General features: G+C 77.2%; 1 protein-coding gene. It reads right to left on the bottom strand.

Translation table 11 applies throughout. The features are described 5' to 3' along the window. On the bottom strand, nt 1-18,564 hold an 18,564-nt coding region (locus tag A2U95_RS33480), incomplete at its 5' end, for a non-ribosomal peptide synthetase (RefSeq protein ID WP_166028832.1).

Below are 18,564 nucleotides of genomic sequence, written 5' to 3'. Positions count from 1 at the left end.
TCACCGTTCGTAGGATTCGCCGGCGCCACGGGCGGCGGCCTCGAGTTCGCTGAGCACCTGCTCCTCCACCAGCTCCGCGAGCGCGGCGACGGTGCGGGAGACCAGGACGTCGCGGGGCGTGAGCGTGACGCCGAAGGCGTCGTTGGCGCGGGAGACGATCCGCAGGGCGCGCAGGGAGTCGCCGCCGAGCAGGAAGTAGTCGTCCTCGGCGCCGACCGGCGTCCGCAGGACCTCCTCCCAGAGGGCGGCGAGCGCCTCCTCGGTCGGGGTGCGCGGGGCGACGCGCACGGCCGTCTCCTCGGCCTGCGGCCCGGGGGCGGGCAGGGCGGCGCGGTCGGTCTTGCCGTTCGGGGTCAGCGGGAAGCGGTCCATCACCACGAACGCCGAGGGCACCATGGGGCCGGGCAGCGTCCGGGCGGCGTGCGCCCGCAGGGCGGCCGCGGCGGGGGCGGTCCCGCCGGGGACGGTGAGGACGTGGGCGACCAGCAGGGGCAGTCCCGGCTCGTCCTCCCGGACGCTCACCACGGCGTCCAGGACGGCCGGATGGCGCACCAGGGTGGCCTCGACCTCGCCCGCCTCGATGCGGTGGCCGCGCAGTTTCAGCTGGTGGTCGGTGCGGCCCAGGTGGTGCAGTTCGCCCCGCGCGTCGCGCCGCACCAGGTCGCCGGTGCGGTACATGCGGCTGCCGGGAGGACCGAACGGGTCGGCGGTGAACCGGGCGGCGGTGAGCCCGGGCCGGCCCAGGTAGCCCCGGGCCAGCGCGTCCCCGGCCAGCCACAGTTCGCCGGCCGTCCCGTCCGGGACCGGCCGCAGCCGCGCGTCCAGGACGTAGGCGCGGGTGCCGGGCAGGCGGCGGCCGATGGGCGGGGCGGCGCCGTCGGGCTCCAGCGGACCGGACCAGGTGGCGACCACGGTGGCCTCGGTCGGACCGTACGAGTTGATCATCCGGTGGTGCGGCGCCCACCGGGCGACCAGTTCGGCGCGGCAGGCGTCGGCGCCGACGACCAGCGTCCTGAGGTCCGGCAGGGTGCCGGGGACGTCCGGCGGCACGGTGGCCAGCGCGGCGGGTGGCAGCAGGGTGTGGGTGATCCGCTCCTCGCGCAGCACCTCGGCGAGCTCTGCGCCGAGCAACGGGCCGGGACGCGGCACGACCAGGCGGGCGCCGTGCGGCAGGGACATGCACAGTTCCAGCACGGACGCGTCGAAGCTGGGCGTCGAGAAGGCGAGCACCCGGTCGCCCGCGCCGACCCGGTAGTGGGCGGCTTCGGCGGCGGAGAAGGCGGCGAGGCCGCGGTGGGTGACCACGACGCCCTTGGGGGTGCCGGTGGAGCCGGAGGTGTGGATGACGTAGGCCGGGTCGTCGAGGTCGAGGGGCCGTCCGCGGTCGGCGTCGGTGGGACGGTGGGACGGGGTCCCGTCCGGCGGCGCCGCGAGCAGGGCGGCGGTCTCGCCGGCGTCGAGGGTGACGGCGGGCGCCGCGTCGCGCAGCGTCAGCGCGATCCGCTCCTCGGGGTGACCGGGGTCGACCGGCAGGAAGGCGGCGCCCGTCTTGGCGACCGCGAACTGGGCGATCACCATCTCCGCCGAGCGGGGCAGGAGGAGTCCGACGAGCGTGCCGGGGGCGGCGCCGCGGGCGATGAGCCGGTGCGCCAGGCGGTTGGCCCGCTCCTCGACCTGGGCGAAGGTCAGTTCCAGGCCGGGCGCGGTGAGGGCGGGGGCGTCGGGCCACCGGTCCACGGCCGCCTCGATCAGCGCGGCGAGCGGCGCGGCGGTCACCGGCTCCGGGCCGGGGCGCGCGGGCCCGGCGAGCAGCCGCGCGCGTTCCCCGGGGGGCAGGACGTCGAGGTCGTCGAGCCGGGTGTCCTCGTCGGCGGCGGCCAGGCGGCGCAGGGTGTGCAGCAGCCGGGCGGCCAGGGCACGGGCCGTGCCCTCCTCGAAGTACCGCGGGTCGTGGCCGAGTTCGACGGAGAGCTGTTCGCCCGGGGACACCACCACGGTGAGCGGGTAGTTGGTGGCCTCGCGGGCGTCCAGCTCGCGCACCCGGACGCCCTGCTCGCCGGCCGTCGCGTCGCCGACCGGATAGTTCTCGAGGACGATCAGGCTCTCGAAGAGCGGCATCCCGTCGGGCAGTCCGCTCAGCGCCCGCAGCCGGGTCAGCGGCAGGTGCTCGAACCGCCGGTCCTCGGCCCGCGCCCGCTGGGTCTCGCGCAGCCACGGCACGCACCGGGCCTGCCCGTCGACGGTGACCCGGGCGGGCAGGGTGGTGATGAACAGCCCGGTGATGGTGTCCGCGCCGGGCAGGTCCGCCGGGCGTCCGGAGACCGTGGTGCCGAAGCACACGTCCCGGGTGGCGCCGAGGCGGGACAGCAGCAGGGCCCAGGCTCCCTGGACGACGGTGTTGAGGGTGAGGTGGTGGCGGCGGGCGAACTCGCGGAGCCGGGCGGTCTCCCCGGCCTCGAGCCGGTGCGACAGCCAGGTGTCCGAGCGGGCCGGGGCGCCCTGCGCGGGCCGGGTGTCGTACGGCAGCGGGGTGGGCGCGGTGAGGTCGCCGAGGACGGCGCGCCAGTGCTCGTCGGCGCCCTCGGTCCCGCGGGCGGCGAGCCAGGCCGCGTAGTCGGCGAACGGCCTGCGCTCCGGCAGGCGCGGCTCCTCGCCGCGGGTGAGCGCCGCGTGGCTCGCAAGGACGTCGCCCAGCACGTGGAAGACGCTCCAGCCGTCGAGCAGCAGGTGGTGGAAGGTCCACACCACGCGTACCTCGTCCGGGCCCAGCCGGATGAGGGTGACGCGCAGCAGCGGCGGCCGGTCCAGGGCCATGCCGCGGGCCCGGTCCTCGGCCAGCAGCCGGGCGAGCCGGTCCTCCCGCTCGGCCCGCGTCAGCCCCGACCAGTCGTCCTCGGTGACGGGGAGCCGGGCGTCGCGGTGCACCGTCTGCAGGGGCTCCGGCACGTCCCTCAGGACGACGGCGGTGCGCAGGACGGGCGTGCGGTCGACGACGTGCTGCCAGGCGGCGGCCAGCGTCCGCGGGTCGCGCACGCCGTCCATGACGAACGTGATCTGTTCGACGTACAGGCCCTGGCCGGGCTCGTCCAGGGCGTGGACGACCATGCCGGCCTGGGTGGGGGTGAGCGGGTAGATGTCGGTGACGTCCCGGCCGGTGCCGGCCAGGCGGTCCACGGCGGCCTGGTCGAGGCGGGCCAGCGGGAAGTCCGACGGGGTGCGTCCGCCGGCGCCGGGGGTGGCGCAGTGCCGGACGATCGCGCGCAGTTCGTCCATGGTCTCGGCGGCGAGCCGGGCGACGGTCTCCCGGTGGTGCACCTCGCGCGAGTACGACCAGGTGAACTCCAGCCGCTTGTCGGTGACCCGGCCGAGCACGTCGATGAGGTGGGGGCGGTCCGCCTCCGGGTCCATGCCGCCGGCCAGGCCGTCGCAGGGGGCGTGCAGCAGTCCGCCCGGGGCGGCCCGCCAGTCCTGCCGGCCCAGGTAGTTGAAGGAGATCTGCGGCAGCCCGGGCAGCGCGGCGGGGGCGCGGCCGTCCGCCGGGCGGAGGTGGCGCAGGGCGCCGTGTCCGAGGCCGCCGTGCGGGACGGCCCGCAGGTTCTCCTTGACGGACTTCAGCGCGGTCCCGGTGTCCGCGGAGCGCGGGACGTCCAGGGCGACGGGGTACATGGCGGTGAACCACCCGACGGTGCGGGAGAGGTCGACCCCGTCGAACAGGTCCTCGCGGCCGTGGCCCTCCAGGGCCACCGTCACCCGGTCGCGGCCCGTCCAGCGCGCCAGGACCCGGCCCAGGGCACACAGCAGCACGTCGTTGACGCGGGTGCGGTACGCCTCGGGGACCTCCTGGAGCAGCCGGCGGGTGTCCTCGTCGTCCAGGACGGCGGTCAGGCTCTCCTCGTGGGCGGCCGTGTTGGCGCCGTCGAGGTCCCTGGGCACGGGGGTCTCCCCGACGCCCTGCCAGTACGGCAGTTCGGCGTCGAAGCCGCCGGCGGCGGTGTGCTCGGCCAGGCGCGTCGCCCAGGCGCGGAACGACGTGGTCTTGGGGCCGAGGTCGACCGGCTCACCGGCGCGCAGCGCGCGGTAGGCGGCGTCCAGGTCCTCCAGGACCACCCGCCAGGACACGGCGTCCACCACGAGGTGGTGGGCGGCCAGCAGCAGCACCGGCCGCCCGTCGGCGGGCCGGCACAGCGCGGCGCGCAGCGGCGGGCCGGTGCGCAGGTCGAAGCCGCCGGCCAGGGAGGCGGAGACGGCCTCGGGCGGCGCGTCGTGCACCTCGAGGTGGGGTGCGGCGCCCGGCGCGGCCGCGGTCTGGCGGGTGCGGTGGCCGTCCGCCTCGTAGCGCATGCGCAGCGCGTCGTGGTGGTCGGTGACCGCCGCGAGCGCCGCCCGCAGCAGGCCGGGATCGGTGTCGGGGTCGACGTGGTAGGAGACCGACTGGGTGAAGTCGGCCGGGTCGCCGGTGAGGGTGTCGAACAGCCAGTGCTGGACCGGGGTGAGCGGCGCGTCGCCGACCACGGCGCCCTGTTCGGCGAGGGCGGCCGCGGCGGGCGGCCGCCCGGCGACGGCGGCGAGTTCCGCGACGGTCTGGTGGGTGAACAGGTGCCGCGGCGTCAGGTGCAGCCCCGCGCGGCGGGCGGCGGAGACGATCTGGATGCCCAGGATGGAGTCGCCGCCGAGCGCGAAGTAGTTGTCGTCGGCGCCCACGTCGGGCACGCCGAGCACCTCGGACCAGATCGTGGCGAGCGTCCGCTCGGCGCCGGGCCGCGGCGGCCGCGAGGCGCCCGCGGTGTCCGGGGCGGACCACACGGGGTCGGGCAGGGCCCGCCGGTCCAGCTTGCCGGTGGCGCCGAGCGGCAGCCGCTCCAGCGGGACGACGAGCGAGGGGACGAGGTGGCCGGGGAGGGTGCGGGCGAGGAAGTCCCGCAGTCCGGCCGGGTCCACGGCGTCGGACCCGCGCGGCACGGCGTAGCCGACCAGCCGGCGGTGGCCCTCGTGGTCGACCACCCGGGCCGCCGCCGCGGCCACCGCCGGGTGCCGGGCCAGCGCGGCCTCGACCTCGCCGAGTTCGATGCGGAACCCGCGCACCTTGACCTGGTCGTCCGTCCGGCCGAGGTAGACCAGGTCCCCGCCGGCGGTGCGGCGCACCAGGTCGCCGGTGCGGTACATCCGGCCGCCGGGCGGCCCGTAGGGGTCGGCCGGGAAGCGGGACGCGGTCAGGCCCGGGCGGCCCAGGTAGCCGCGGGCGACGCCCGTGCCCGCGAGGTACAGCTCGCCGGGCGCGCCGGGCGGCACCGGGCGCAGCCGGGCGTCCAGGACGTAGGCGCGCGCGCCGCCGACGGGGCGGCCGATGGGCGGGTCGCGGTCGGGGTCGGCCGGGTCGCAGGCGAAGGCGGTGGCGTAGACGGTGGCCTCGGTGGGGCCGTAGACGTTCAGCACCCTGCAGCCGGGCACCGCCGCGCGCACCTGCCGCACGGTCCGCGCGGGCAGCGCCTCGCCGGCCAGGACGACGGTGTCCGCGCCGACGCGGACGGCGTCCTCGGCGAGCAGCCGGCCGAGCGCGGACGGCACGGCGCTGAGCAGTCCCGCCCGCCACGGCCCGGTCCGCTCGGCGAGCGCGAGCAGGTCGCGGACCAGCTCCACCCGGCCGCCGGACAGCAGCGGCGAGAAGATCTCGAACACCGACACGTCGAAGTTGAGCGAGGTCGACGCCACGACGTGCGCGAGACCGTGGTCCGCGAACTCGGCGGCGGCCCAGTCGGTCAGCGCCGTCACCGAGGCGTGGGCGACGACCACGCCCTTGGGGCGGCCCGTCGAGCCGGAGGTGTGGATGACGTAGGCCGGGTGGTCCGGCAGCAGCGGCGCGCGCCGCTCGGCGTCGCCGACGGCCGCGGGGGACGCGTCGGCCAGGCGCGCGGCGGTCCCCGGGTCGTCGAGGGTCAGGCGCGGGTACGGGCCGTCCGGGAGGCGCCCGGCGGTGGAGGTGCTGGTCACCACGGCGGCGGGCCGCACGTCGTCGAAGAGGAAGGCGACGCGTTCGGCCGGGTGGCCGGGGTCGACCGGCAGGTAGCCGGCGCCGCTCTTGAGGACCGCGAGGAGGGCCACGGCCAGGTCGGCGGTGCGGGGCAGGGCGAGGGCGACGAACCGTTCCGGTTCCGCGCCCGCCCCGATCAGCAGCCGGGCGAGCCGGTTGGAGCGCTCGTCGAGCTGCCGGTAGGTCAGTTCCTCGTCGCCGCAGACGACCGCGGTGGCGTCGGGCGTGCGGGCGGCCTGGGCGGCGAAGGCCTCGGGGAGGGTGCGGCGCGAGACGGTTCCCGCCGCCCCTCCGGCGAACCGCTCGAGCAGGGCGCGGCCGTCACCGGGGGCGAGCAGCGGCAGGTCGTCGAGGCGGCGGCCGGGGTCGGCGGCCATCCCGGTCAGCAGGGTGCGCAGGCCCTCGCCCAGGCTCTCCACGGTGGCGGTGTCGAAGACGGCCGGGTCGTGGTCGAGGGAGACGGCCAGGGTGTCGCCGGGGGCGACGACCACGCTGAGCGGGTAGCTGGTCGGCTCGACGTCGCGTTCCTGGGTCAGGGTCAGGCCGTGGCGGGTGAGGCCGTCGCCGTCGAACGGGTAGTTCTCGAAGACCAGGATGCTGTCGAACAGGCCGGTCCCGCCGGGCACCTCGCTCCAGGTCTGGAGCTGGGCCAGGGAGACGAAGTCGTGCCGCCGGGCCTCCGACTGGGCGGCCTGCAGTTCGCCCAGCCAGTCCAGCAGCGGGCGGCGCCCGTCGACCCGGACGCGGGTCGGCAGGGTGTTGATGAACAGGCCGACCATGGTGGTGACGCCGGGCAGGCCGGCGGGACGCCCGGAGACGGTGGTGCCGAACACCACGTCGTCCCCGCCGCCGAAGCGCGACAGGAGCAGCGCCCAGGCGCCCTGGAGCACGGTGTTGAGGGTGAGGCCGGCCCGCTGCGCGGTCTCCCGCAGCCGTGCCGAGACCGCCGCGTCGAGGGTGACGTGGACCGCCTCGCTGGAGGAGGCGCGGTGCGCCTCGGCGGGGCGGCGGTCGCGGGGCAGTTCGGTCGGCGCGGTGAACCCGGCCAGCGTCCGCCGCCAGTGGCGTTCCGCGGCGGCGGTGTCCTGGCGGGCCAGCCAGCCCAGGTAGTCGGCGAACGGCGCCCGGCGGGGCACCCGCGGGCGGCCTCCCCCGGTGAGCGCCGCGTAGCGCTCGCACACCTCGTCGAAGACCTGGGCGGCGCTCCACCCGTCGAGCAGCACGTGGTGGAACGTCCACACCACCCGCACCCGGTCGGGCGCGAGGCGGATCAGCGTCAGCCGCATGAGGGGGGCCGTCGCGAGGTCGATGCCGGCCCGCCGGTCCTCGGCGAGCAGCCGGTCCAGTTCCGCCGCGCGGTCCTCCTCGCCCCGGTCCGTCCAGTCGTGGTGGACGACCGGCACGGTGGCCCGGCGCTGCACCACCTGGAGCGGTTCGGCGGTCTCCTGCCACACCAGCCGGGTGCGCAGCACGTCGTTGGCGTCCGCGGTGTGCTGCCACGCCTGGGCGAGGGCGTGCGGGTCGGTGACGCCGGAGAGCGTGAACTGCACCTGGTTGACGTAGGTGCGGCTGTCCGGGTCCATCAGGCCGTGGAACAGCATGCCCGCCTGCATCGGCGTCAGCGGGTACACGTCGGCGACCGCGCGGCCGTCCCCGGCGATCCGGTCCACGGCGGCCTGGTCCAGGCGGGCCAGCGGGAAGTCCGACGGGGTGCGGCCTCCGGCGTCCGGGCGGGCGCAGTGCGCGACGACGGCCTCCAGCGCCCGCACCATGTCCTCGGCCAGACGGGTCACCGTCTCGCGGCGGTGCAGGCCGGCGCTGTAGTGCCAGCCGATCTCCAGCTCGCCGTCCTCGACCCGGGCGATCACGTCGAGGAGGTGCGGGCGCTCCGCCTCCGGCGCGTCGGCGCCGTCCAGGCCGCCGGGCACGGACCGCACCAGGGCGGCGTCCTCGGTGTGCCAGTCGAAGCGGCCCAGGTAGTTGAAGCTGACGGCGGGGGCCGGTCCGGCCGGCAGGTCGCGGGTGAGGCGGGTCAGGACGCCGTGGCCCAGGCCCCGGCCGGGTACCGCCCGCAGCTGCTCCTTGACGGATTTCAGGGCCGCGCCCCAGTCCCCGTCCGGCACCCGCAGGGCCACCGGGTGGATGCTGGTGAACCAGCCGACCGTGCGGGACAGGTCGACGTCGTCGAAGAGTCCGTCCTCGCGGCCGTGGCCCTCCAGGGTGACGGCGACGGTGTCCCGTCCGGTCCAGCCGGTCAGGACCCGGCCGAGGGCGGTGAGCAGGACGTCGTCGACGCGGGTGCGGTAGACGCCCGGCACCTCGCGCAGCAGCGCGTCGGTGCGCGCGCGGTCCAGCCGCACGGTGACCGAGTCGGCGTCGGCGACGGTGTTGCCGCCGTCGGCGTCCACCGGGAGCGGCGCGGCGCAGTGCCGGGCCACCGTCTCCCAGTGCTCGCGCTCGGCGGCGAAGCCGCCGTTCGCGGCGTGCTCGCGGAGCCGCCGCGCCCACTCCCGCACGGAGGTGGTGCGCGCCGGCAGCTCGAGCGGACCGCCGGCCCGGGCCTGGGCGTAGGCGGTCTCCAGGTCCTCCAGGAGGACGCGCCAGGAGACGCCGTCGACGACCAGGTGGTGGACGGCGAGGAACAGGCGGGGGGCCGGGACGCCGGTGAACAGGCGGGCGGTCAGCAGCGGTCCGCCCTCCAGCCGGAAGGCGGTGTGCGCCTCGCCGGTGATCCGGGCCTCCTGCGCCCGCGCGGCGGCCGGGTCCTGGCCGCCGAGGTCGTGCACCCGCAGCAGCGGCGGCGGCTCCTCGTCGGGCGCGGCGCACGTCTGCAGCCAGGAACCGTCCTGCCGCCGGGTGAAGCGGGAGCGCAGGGCGTCGTGGTGGGTCCACAGGGCGCGCAGCGCGCGGTGCAGGGCGTCCGCGTCGACGTCGGCGGGCGTCTCGACGACCACGCACTGGTCGAAGACCTCCGGGCGGCGCGGCCCGGCGTCGAGGAACCAGTGCTGGACGGGGGTGAGGCCGACCTCGCCGGACACCGGCCCGGTCCCGGCGACCGCCGTGGGGCCGCCCGCCGCGCAGGCGGCGGCCAGGGCGGCGACGGTGGGGTGCCGGAACAGGTCGCGCGGGGTGAGGGTCAGCCCGGCGGCGCGGGCCCGGGAGACGACCTGGATGCCGAGGATCGAGTCGCCGCCCATCATGAAGAAGTTGTCGTCCGCGCCGACCTGTGCGACGCCGAGCAGGTCCGCCCAGATCCCGGCGAGGGTCTGCTCGGCCCCGGGCCGGGGCGCGCGGTAGGCGTCGCCCCCGGCCGACCAGTCGGGTGCGGGCAGCCGGCGGCGGTCCACCTTGCCGTTGGCGGTCAGCGGCAGCTCGGGCACGGTGACGAAGGCGGCGGGCACCATGTAGTCGGGCAGGCTCGCGGACAGGTGTTCGCGCAGCTCGGCCGGGTCCGGGACGGCGGCGCCCGGTGCGGGCACCAGGTGGGCGGCGAGCCGCTTGGTCCCGGCGTGCTCGTACAGCGACACCAGGGCCTCGGCGACCGCCCGGTGCGCGGTGAGCCGTGCCTCGATCTCCGCGGGTTCGACCCGGAAGCCGCGGATCTTGATCTGGTCGTCCGCGCGGCCCACGAAGTGCAGTTCGCCGTCGGCGCTCCGGCGCACGATGTCGCCGGTGCGGTACATCCGCTCCCCCGGTCCGCCGAACGGGTCGGCGAGGTAGCGGGCGGCGGTCGCCCCGGGGCGGCCGGCGTAGCCGCGCGCCAGTCCGGCGCCGGCGAGGTACAGCTCGCCGGGGACGCCCGGCGGCTGGGGCTGGAGGCCGGCGTCGAGGACGTACGCCCGGGTGTTGTCCAGCGGGCGGCCGATGGGCAGCACGGCGGGCAGCGGGTCCCCGGCGGTGAAAGGGCGGCGGGTGGCGAAGGTGGTGGTCTCGGTGGGGCCGTAGCCGTCCACGACGGTCAGGCCGGGGCAGGCGTCCAGGACCCGCCGCACCACCGCGCCCGGCACGGCCTCCCCGCCGGTCCACACCTCCCGCGCGCCGCGCAGGCAGCCGGGGTCCTCCTGGGCGAGCAGCCGGAACAGGCCGGCGGTCAGCCACAGGTGGCGCACGTTCCGCTCGGCCACCGCGCGGCGCACCACGGCCGCGTCCGTCTCGCCGGGCGGCGCGAGGACGGCGGTGCCGCCGCGCAGCAGCGGCACCCACAGTTCGTAGGTGGAGGCGTCGAAGGCGTGCGGCGAGTGCACCAGGACCCGGTCGTGCCCGGCGAAGGCCCGGTCGAGGGCGAGCGCGGCGACGTCCCGCTGCCGCACGGCGACGCCCTTGGGGGTGCCGGTGGAGCCGGAGGTGAACATGAGGTACTGCGCGTTGTCGGGGTGGACCGGGGGCAGGGCGGCGCCCGCCGGTCCCTCGGGGGCCCGGTCCGCCCGGACCACCCGTCCGGCGGGCAGCACCGCGCGGGCCGTCCCCTCGCCCGCCGCATCGGTGAGGAGCAGGTCCGCCCCGGCCTCGGCGAGCATCCGCCGCAGCCGTGTCCGGGGCGCCCGGCCGTCGAGCGGGACGTACACGCCGCCGGTGCGCACGAGGGCGAGCTGGGTGACGACGAGGTGCGCGGAGCGCTCCATCAGCACGCCCACCGGGCGTTCGGGGGCCACGCCGAGCGCCGTCAGCTGTCCGGCCAGGGCGGCCGCGCGGGCGTCGAGCTCCCGGTAGGTGAGCCGCTCCTCGCCGGCCTCGAGCGCCACGGCGTCGGGGGTCAGCCGCACCTGTGCGGCGAACAGGCCGGCCGTGGTGGTCACCGGGGCGTCGGTGGCGGTGTCGTTCCAGGCGCGGACCGCCTGGTCGCGGCCGGCGGGCGTGAGCAGCGGCAGGCGGCCGGGGGCCCGGTCGAGGCCGTCGGCCATGCCCTCGAGGAGGACGGTGAGGTGCTCGGTCAGCCGCCCGGCGGTGGAGGCGTCGAAGAGTCCGGGGTCGTATCCCAGGCTGAGGGAGAGCTCGGGTCCCGGCTCGACGACCAGGCTCAGCGGGTAGTTGGTGGTCTCGACGCCTTCGAGTCCGCTCAGCCGCAGTCCGTGGGCGGCGGCCAGGCTGTCATCCACCGGGTAGTTCTCGAAGACGACGATGCTGTCGAACAGGTCCGTCCGCTCCGGCAGTTCGGTGAACGCCTTCATGCGGGTGAGCGGTACGGAGCCGAAGCGCCGGTCCTCGCCCTGCTCCTGCTGGAGCCGGCCCAGCCACTGCGGCAGCGTGCCCGCGCGGGGCACGGTGACCCGGGTGGGCAGGGTGGCGATGAACAGGCCGGTCATGGCCTCGGCGCCGTCGAGCTCCGGCGGGCGGCCGGAGACGGTGGTGCCGAAGACGACCTCGTCGCGTCCGGCGTGGCGGCCCAGCAGGATCGCCCACGCGCCCTGGACCAGCGTGCCGAGGGTCAGTCCGGCCTCCTTGGCGCGCTCCCGGAGCGCGCGGGTGGCGGCGGCGGGCAGCACGGCGCGCACCGCCTCGCGGGACTCGGCGCGGTGGCTCTCGCGCGGCTCGCGGTCGTAGGGCAGCGGGGTGGGTTCGGCGAGTCCGGCCAGCCGCTCCCGCCAGTGCCGTTCGGCCTCGTCCCGGTCCCGGTCGCCGAGCCAGGCCACGTAGTCCCGGAACGGCCGGCGGACGGGCAGCGCGGCGGTGTCCGGGGCGGCGACGCAGGCGAACACGTCCGACAGCACGTGGAAGAGGCTCCAGCCGTCGAGCACCAGGTGGTGGAAGGACCACACCACGCGCACGCTGTCCGCGGAGAGCCGCACCAGCGTCAGCCGCTGCAGCGGGGCCCTGGCGAGGTCGATGCCGCGTTCGCGTTCGCCGCGCAGCAGCTCCCGCAGGCGCGCCTCGCGCTCGCCCTCCGGGGCGTCGGTCCAGTCGAGGTGGGTGACCGGCACGGGCGCCTCGCGCCGCACGACGAGCAGGGGTTCCGGCATGTCCTGCCACACGGCGTGGGCGCGCAGCACCGGGGTGCGGTCCGTCACCCGCTGCCAGGCCGCCGCGATCTCCGCCGGGCCGGGCGCCCCGTCGAGGACGAAGGTGAGCTGGTGGAAGTAGACGCCGCTGTCGTCCTGGGACAGGCCGTGGAAGAGCATGCCGGCCTGGGTGGGCGTGAGCGGGTGGACGTCCTCCACGGCGGCCGGGTCGTCGCCGGTGACCCGGTCGACGGCGGCCTGGTCGAGCCGGGCGAGCGGGAAGTCCGACGGGGTGCGGCCCGCGGCGCCCGGGCGGGCCGCGTGCCGGGCCAGGCCGGCGAGCGCGTCGGCGTACCGCTCGGCGAGGCGGGTGACGGTCGCCGTGTCGTGCAGGTCGCGGGAGTGGAAGAAGGTGAACTCCAGTTCCTCCCCGTCCAGCTGCCCGACGACCTCCAGCGGGTGCGGGCGCACGGCGCGCGGGTCCGCGTCCAGTTCCAGCGGGCGGAACGCGGCGCGGTACAGGCTGTCCGGCCGGTCGTGCGGGGCGAAGCGGCCCAGGTAGTTGAAGCTGACCTGCGCGGCCGGCCCCTCGGGCAGGGCGCCGGGACCGGCCAGGTACCGCAGCGCGTCGTGGCCGATCCCGTGCCGGGGCACGGCGCGCAGCTGCTCCTTGACCCGTTTGAGCACGGCGTCCCAGTCCTCGTCGGGTTCCGCCGCGAGGGCGACCGGGTGCCGGGTGGTGAACCAGCCGACGGTCCGGCCGGTGTCGATGTCGTCGAACAGCTCCTCGCGGCCGTGGCCCTCGACGTCCACCAGCACCCGCCCGTGTCCGCTCCACGCGCACAGCGCGCGGCCGAGCGCGCTCAGCAGCACGTCGTTGGCCTGCGTGCGGTAGGTCTCCGGCAGGGTGCGCAGCAGGGCGGCGGTGTCCCGCGCGCCCAGCCGCACGGTGACCGCGCGGGCCGAGGCGTAGGTGTTCGGGCCCTCCCGGTCGGCCGGCAGCCGTGTCGCGGCGCCGGCCGTGGCGCGCGCCCAGTAGGCCGCCTCCTCGGCGAAGCCGCCGCGGGCCGTGTGGGCGGCGAGCCGGTCGGCCCAGTGGCGCAGCGGCGAGGTCTTCGGCGGCAGCGCCTGGGCGCCGTCGTGTCCGGCGCGGCGGGCCAGGTACGCGCGGTCGAGGTCCTCGAGCAGGACGCGCCAGGAGACGCCGTCGACGACCAGGTGGTGCACGGCGAGGTGCAGCACGGGCGGGCGGCCGGCCCCGCGGTCGTGCAGCACGGCGCGCAGCAGCGGGCCGCGGGCGAGGTCGAAGGGGCCGTGGTGCGGTGCGTCGGTGTCCGGGCCGTGGTGGCGGGCGAGGGTGAGGCGGGGCGCGTTCGCGTCGATGTGCCAGCGGACCCCGGTGCCGTCCTCCTCGGGGGTGAACCGGGAGCGCAGGGCGTCGTGGTGGGCGACCAGGTCGTTGAGGGCGTCCTCCAGGGCCGCCGCGTCGACGTCCTCGCCGGTCTCCAGGGAGAGGGTCTGCGCGAAGTGCGCCGCGTGCTCGAGCGCGCGTGCGAACAGCCAGTGCTGGATGGGCGTCAGCGGCGCGGGCCCGCTCGCCGGCACGGCCTCGGGCGCGGCGGGGCGCTCGTCCGCGGCGGCGTCGGCGTGGCGGGCGAGGGCGGCGACGGTCTGGTGCCGGTAGACGTCGCGGGAGGTGACGGCGAGGCCCGCCTGCCGGGCCTGCGCCACGACCTGGATGCTGAGGATGGAGTCGCCGCCGAGGGCGAAGAAGTTGTCGTCCGCGCCGACCCGCTCCAGGCCCAGGACCTCGGCCCAGATGGCGGCGAGGACCCGTTCGGTGTCCGTGCGCGGCGCCACGTGGCGGCCGGGCCGCGCGGTGTGGCCGGGGTCGGGCAGCCGGCTCCGGTCGAGCTTGCCGTTGGGGTTGAGCGGCAGCGCGTCCAGCACCACGACCGTCGAGGGCACCATGTAGTCCGGCAGGGTGCGGCCGAGCTCGCGCCGCACGGCGCCGGGTTCCACCGTGGTGCCGGGCTCGGGCACGACGTAGCCGACGAGGCGGTGGTGGCCGTCGCCCGCGTGGGCGGCCGCCGCGGCCTCGGCGACGTGCCGGCAGCCGCGCAGCGCCTCCTCGACCTCGCCGAGCTCGATGCGGAAGCCGCGCACCTTGACCTGGTCGTCCGTGCGTCCCAGGTACTCCAGTTCGCCCGCGGCGCTCCAGCGCGCCAGGTCGCCCGTGCGGTACATGCGGCCCCCGGGCGCGCCGAACGGGTCGGCGACGAACCGGGTGGCGGTCAGGCCGGGACGGCCCAGGTAGCCGCGGGCCAGCCCGTCGCCGCCGAGGTACAGCTCGCCGGGGACGCCCGGCGGCTGCGGGCGGAGCATCCGGTCGAGGACGTAGGCGCGGGTGCGGGCCACCGGCCGGCCGATGGGCGGCGCCTGGTCGGGCGCCTCGTCCCCGGCGAACCAGGCGGTGGCGTAGACGGTGGCCTCGGTGGGCCCGTAGAGGTTGGCGATCTCGCAGCCCGGCATGGCGCGGCGCAGGTCCTGCAGGGTCTGTGCGGGAAGCGCCTCTCCGGCCAGGACGACGGTGTCCGCCGTCACCGCCGGGCCGCCCGTGAGCATCCGCGACACCACCGAGGGCACGCCGCTGACCAGCCCGGCCCGCACGGGTTCGGACGCGTCGGCGAGGGCGGGCAGGTCGGGGACCACCTCCACGGTGCCGCCCGCGAGCAGCGGGCACAGCAGCTCGAAGACGGAGACGTCGAAGTTGAGCGAGGTGGAGGCGATCACGTGGCCGAGCCGGCCGGCGAACCGGTCCGCCGCCCAGGCGGCCAGCTCGACGACGCCGCGGTGGGCGACCACGACGCCCTTGGGGCGGCCGGTGGAACCGGAGGTGTAGATGACGTAGGCGGGGTGGCCGGGGTCGAGGGGGCGCGTGCGGTCGGCGTCGGTGAGGTCGGTGTGCGGTCCGGCCGCGTCGGCCAGGCACTCCTCCAGGATCAGCGGCTCCTGGTCCGGCGGCAGCGCGCCCGCGGTGTCCCGGCTCGCCACGACGAGGGCGGGGGCGGCGTCGGTGAGCATGAAGCGGACGCGTTCGGCGGGGTAGCCGGGGTCGACCGGCAGGTAGCCGGCACCGCACTTCAGGACCGCCCAGAGCGCCGGTACCAGGTCGGCGGTGCGCGGCAGGCACAGGGCGACCAGGGTCTCGGGTCCGGCGCCGCGCGCCACGAGCCGCCGGGCGAGCAGGTTGGCGCGGCGGTTCACCTCGGCGTAGTCGAGCCGGGCGGCGCCGCAGACCACGGCGGTGCGGCCGGGGGTGCGGGCCGCCTGCTCCTCGAACAGGGCGGGCAGGGTCCGCCCGCCGCCCTCGTGGGCGCGGTGCCCGCCGCGCTCGCCCTCCTGCCGCCCGGCCGCCGGCGGGCTTCCGGCGCGCAGCAGCGCGTCCAGCTCGTCGCCGGTGAGCAGCGGCAGTTCGGCGAGGGTGCGGTGCGGCCCGTCGGCCAGGCCTTCGAGGAGGTGGTGCAGGTGCCGGGCGAGCCGGGCCGCGGTGCGCGGCTCGAAGAGGTCGGTGTTGTACTCGACGGTCAGCTCGCAGCCGCCGTCGGGCGCCGGCGTGAACTCCAGCACCAGGTCGAAGCGGGCGGCGGGCCGGGGAAGCGGGTGCTCCTCGATGTGCACGCCCGCCGCGCGCGGGGGGTGCGCGAGGGGGGTCTGCTGGACGACGAGGGCCTGCACGAGGGGTGTGCGGCTGGGGTCGCGCGGCGGGGCGAGTTCCTCGACCACCCGGTCGAAGGGCGTCCCGGCGTGCGCGAAGGCGTCGAGCACCGTGGACCGCATGTTCTCCACGAACCGGTTGACGGTGAGCGTGTCGTCCACCTCGGCGCGCAGCACGACGGTGTTGGCGAAGAAGCCGGTGACCTCCTCCAGGTCCCGTCGCCCGCGCCCGTCGGTGACCGTGCCGAAGGCGACGTCGCGCTGCCCGGAGTACCGGGAGAACAGCACGGCCGCCGCCCCCGCGAACAGGGTGAACACGGTCGTCCCCCGGTATCCGGCCGACTCGCGGAGCCTGGTGACCAGCCGGGCGGGGATCCGGTGGCGGTGGGCGGCGCCCGCGGTGCCGCGGACGGCCGGCCGCGGGCGGTCCGTGGGCAGGTCCAGCTGCTGCAGGCCCGTCAGGTGCCGCTTCCAGTAGGCGAGGTCCTCGGCCTCCTCGTCCGTGGAGCGCCGCTCGTTCTCCCACACGGCGAAGTCGGGGTACTGCACGCCGGGCGCGGGCAGGCCGGCGGGTTCTCCGGAGGCCTCCGCCCCGTACAGCGCGGCGAGTTCGCGGACCAGCACCCCCACCGACCAGCCGTCGGTGACGATGTGGTGCTGGGCCAGCAGCAGGACGTGGTCGTCGGCGGCGCGGCGCACCAGCAGCGCCCGGGTCAGCGGGCCCGCCGCGAGGTCGAAGGGGCGGCGCAGTTCCCCGGTGAGCAGGCGTTCGGTCTCCTCGGCGTGCCGTCCGGCGGGCAGCGGCGTGATGTCCTCGGTGCGCAGCGGCAGTTCGGCCTCGGGGGCGATGTGCTGCACGCCCTGTCCGCCGGCCGCGGGGAAGGTGGTGCGCAGGGAGTCGTGGCGGGCGGTGAGCCGGTCGAGGGCGCGGCGCAGCGCCCCGGTGTCGAGCGTGCCGCGCAGCCGCAGCGCGACGCCGGTGTTGTACTCGGCCCCGTCCGCGTCGAGGTCGCTGAGGAACCACAGGCGGCGCTGGGCGCCGGACAGGGGCAGCGGTCTGTCGCGCGGGGCGGGCGGGATCGGCTCCGGCGGGGCCGCGGCGGCCGGGTCGTCGAGCAGCGGGGCCAGCCCGGCGATCGTGCGGGCGGTGAACACGTCCCGCACGGACAGTTTCACGCCGAGTTCCTCGCGGACCCGGGACAGGGTGCGCGCGGCGAGGACGGAGTCGCCGCCCAGGTCGAAGAAGTCGTCCTCCGCGCCGACGGGTTCGACGCCGAGCACCTCGGACCAGACGGCGGCCAGCGCGCGTTCGGCGGGGGTACGGGGCGGCACGTGGCCGGTGGCGGGGGCGTGGGCGGGCGCCGGCAGGGCCCTGTGGTCGATCTTGTTCTGGGGGGTGAGCGGCAGGGCGTCCAGGACCACCACGGCGGAGGGCACCAGGTGCGCGGGCAGCGAGTCGCCGAGCGCGTCCCGCAGGGCTTCGGGCCGGGGCGGCCGGCGGTGGTCGGCGGGGGTGACGTAGCCGACGAGCCGCCGCCGGCCGGGGTCGTCCTCGCGGGCCACCACGACGGCCTCGCGCACGGCGGGGTGCCGCAGCAGGGCCGCCTCGATCTCCCCAGGTTCGATGCGGAAGCCCCGCACCTTGACCTGCCGGTCGGCGCGGCCGAGGAACTCCAGTTCCCCGTCGCTGCGCCACCGTGCCCGGTCACCGGTGCGGTAGAGCCGGGCGCCGGGCGGCCCGAAGGGGTCGGCGACGAAGCGGGCGGCGGTCAGGCCGGGGCGGTGCAGGTAGCCGCGGGCCACCCCGGCGCCGCCGACGTACAGTTCGCCGTCCGCGCCGGGCGGGACCTCGCGCATCGCCGCGTCCAGGACGTACGCCCTGACGCCCGGCAGGGGGGCGCCGATCGTCGGGGCGCCGGAACCGGCGCGGAGCGGGCCGGTCCAGGTGGAGACGATGGTCGCCTCGGTGGGCCCGTAGGAGTTGATCATCCGCCGTCCGGGCGCCCACCGGTCGACCAGTGGCGCCGGGCATGCCTCCGCCCCGACGATCAGCGTCCGCAGGTGCGGCGCGCCGTCCGGGCCGGGATCGGGCAGCGTGGCGAGCGCGGCGGGCGGTATGAGCGTGTGGCTGATGCGGAACTCGTCGAGCACGGAGGCGAGTTCGTCGCCCAGCCAGGGTCCGCCCGGCGGCACCACCAGCGTCGCCCCGGCGAGCACCGAGACGAACAGCTCCAGGACGGACGCGTCGAAGCTCGGCGAGGAGAACTGCAGCACCCGGTCGCCCGGCCCCACGGCGTACCGCTCGGCGGCGGCCTCGACGAACCCGCGGACCCCCCGGTGGGTGACCGTCACGCCCTTCGGCACGCCGGTGGAACCGGACGTGTAGATCACGTAGGCGGCGTGGTCGGCCCCGACGGGGACGCCCTCCGGCGGCAGCGGGGAAGCCTCCTCCTGGGCCTCCGCCCGCTCCCGCGGTCGCCCCTCCGCCGTCCGCCGGACGGCCTCGATGTCGTCGAGCACGACGGCCGGCGCGGCGTCGGCGAGCATCAGCGCGCGCCGCTCCGCCGGGTAGCCGGGGTCGACGGGCAGGAAGGCGGCGCCGGTGAGGGCGGTGGCCAGTTCGGCGGCGATCAGCTCCATCGAGCGCGGCAGGGCCAGCGCCACCGTGCGCTCCGGTCCGGCCCCGCGACGCAGCAGGTCGCCGGCGATGCGTCCGGCCCGCGCGGCGAGCTCCCGGTAGGTCCAGGTGCGGTGGCCGTCGGTCAGCGCGGGCGCCTCCGGCGTGCGCCGCGCCCACTCGGTGAACAGCGCGCCGATCGTGGGGTGCGCCGTCCCGTTCCCCGGGGCCGCGGGGGTGGTGGCCGACGGGAAGGATGACGCCGG

Origin of the sequence: Streptomyces chilikensis, from assembly GCF_001642695.1 — a bacterium.
Classification (GTDB): domain Bacteria; phylum Actinomycetota; class Actinomycetes; order Streptomycetales; family Streptomycetaceae; genus Streptomyces; species Streptomyces chilikensis.
This window is presented reverse-complemented; position numbering and strand designations above follow the sequence as displayed.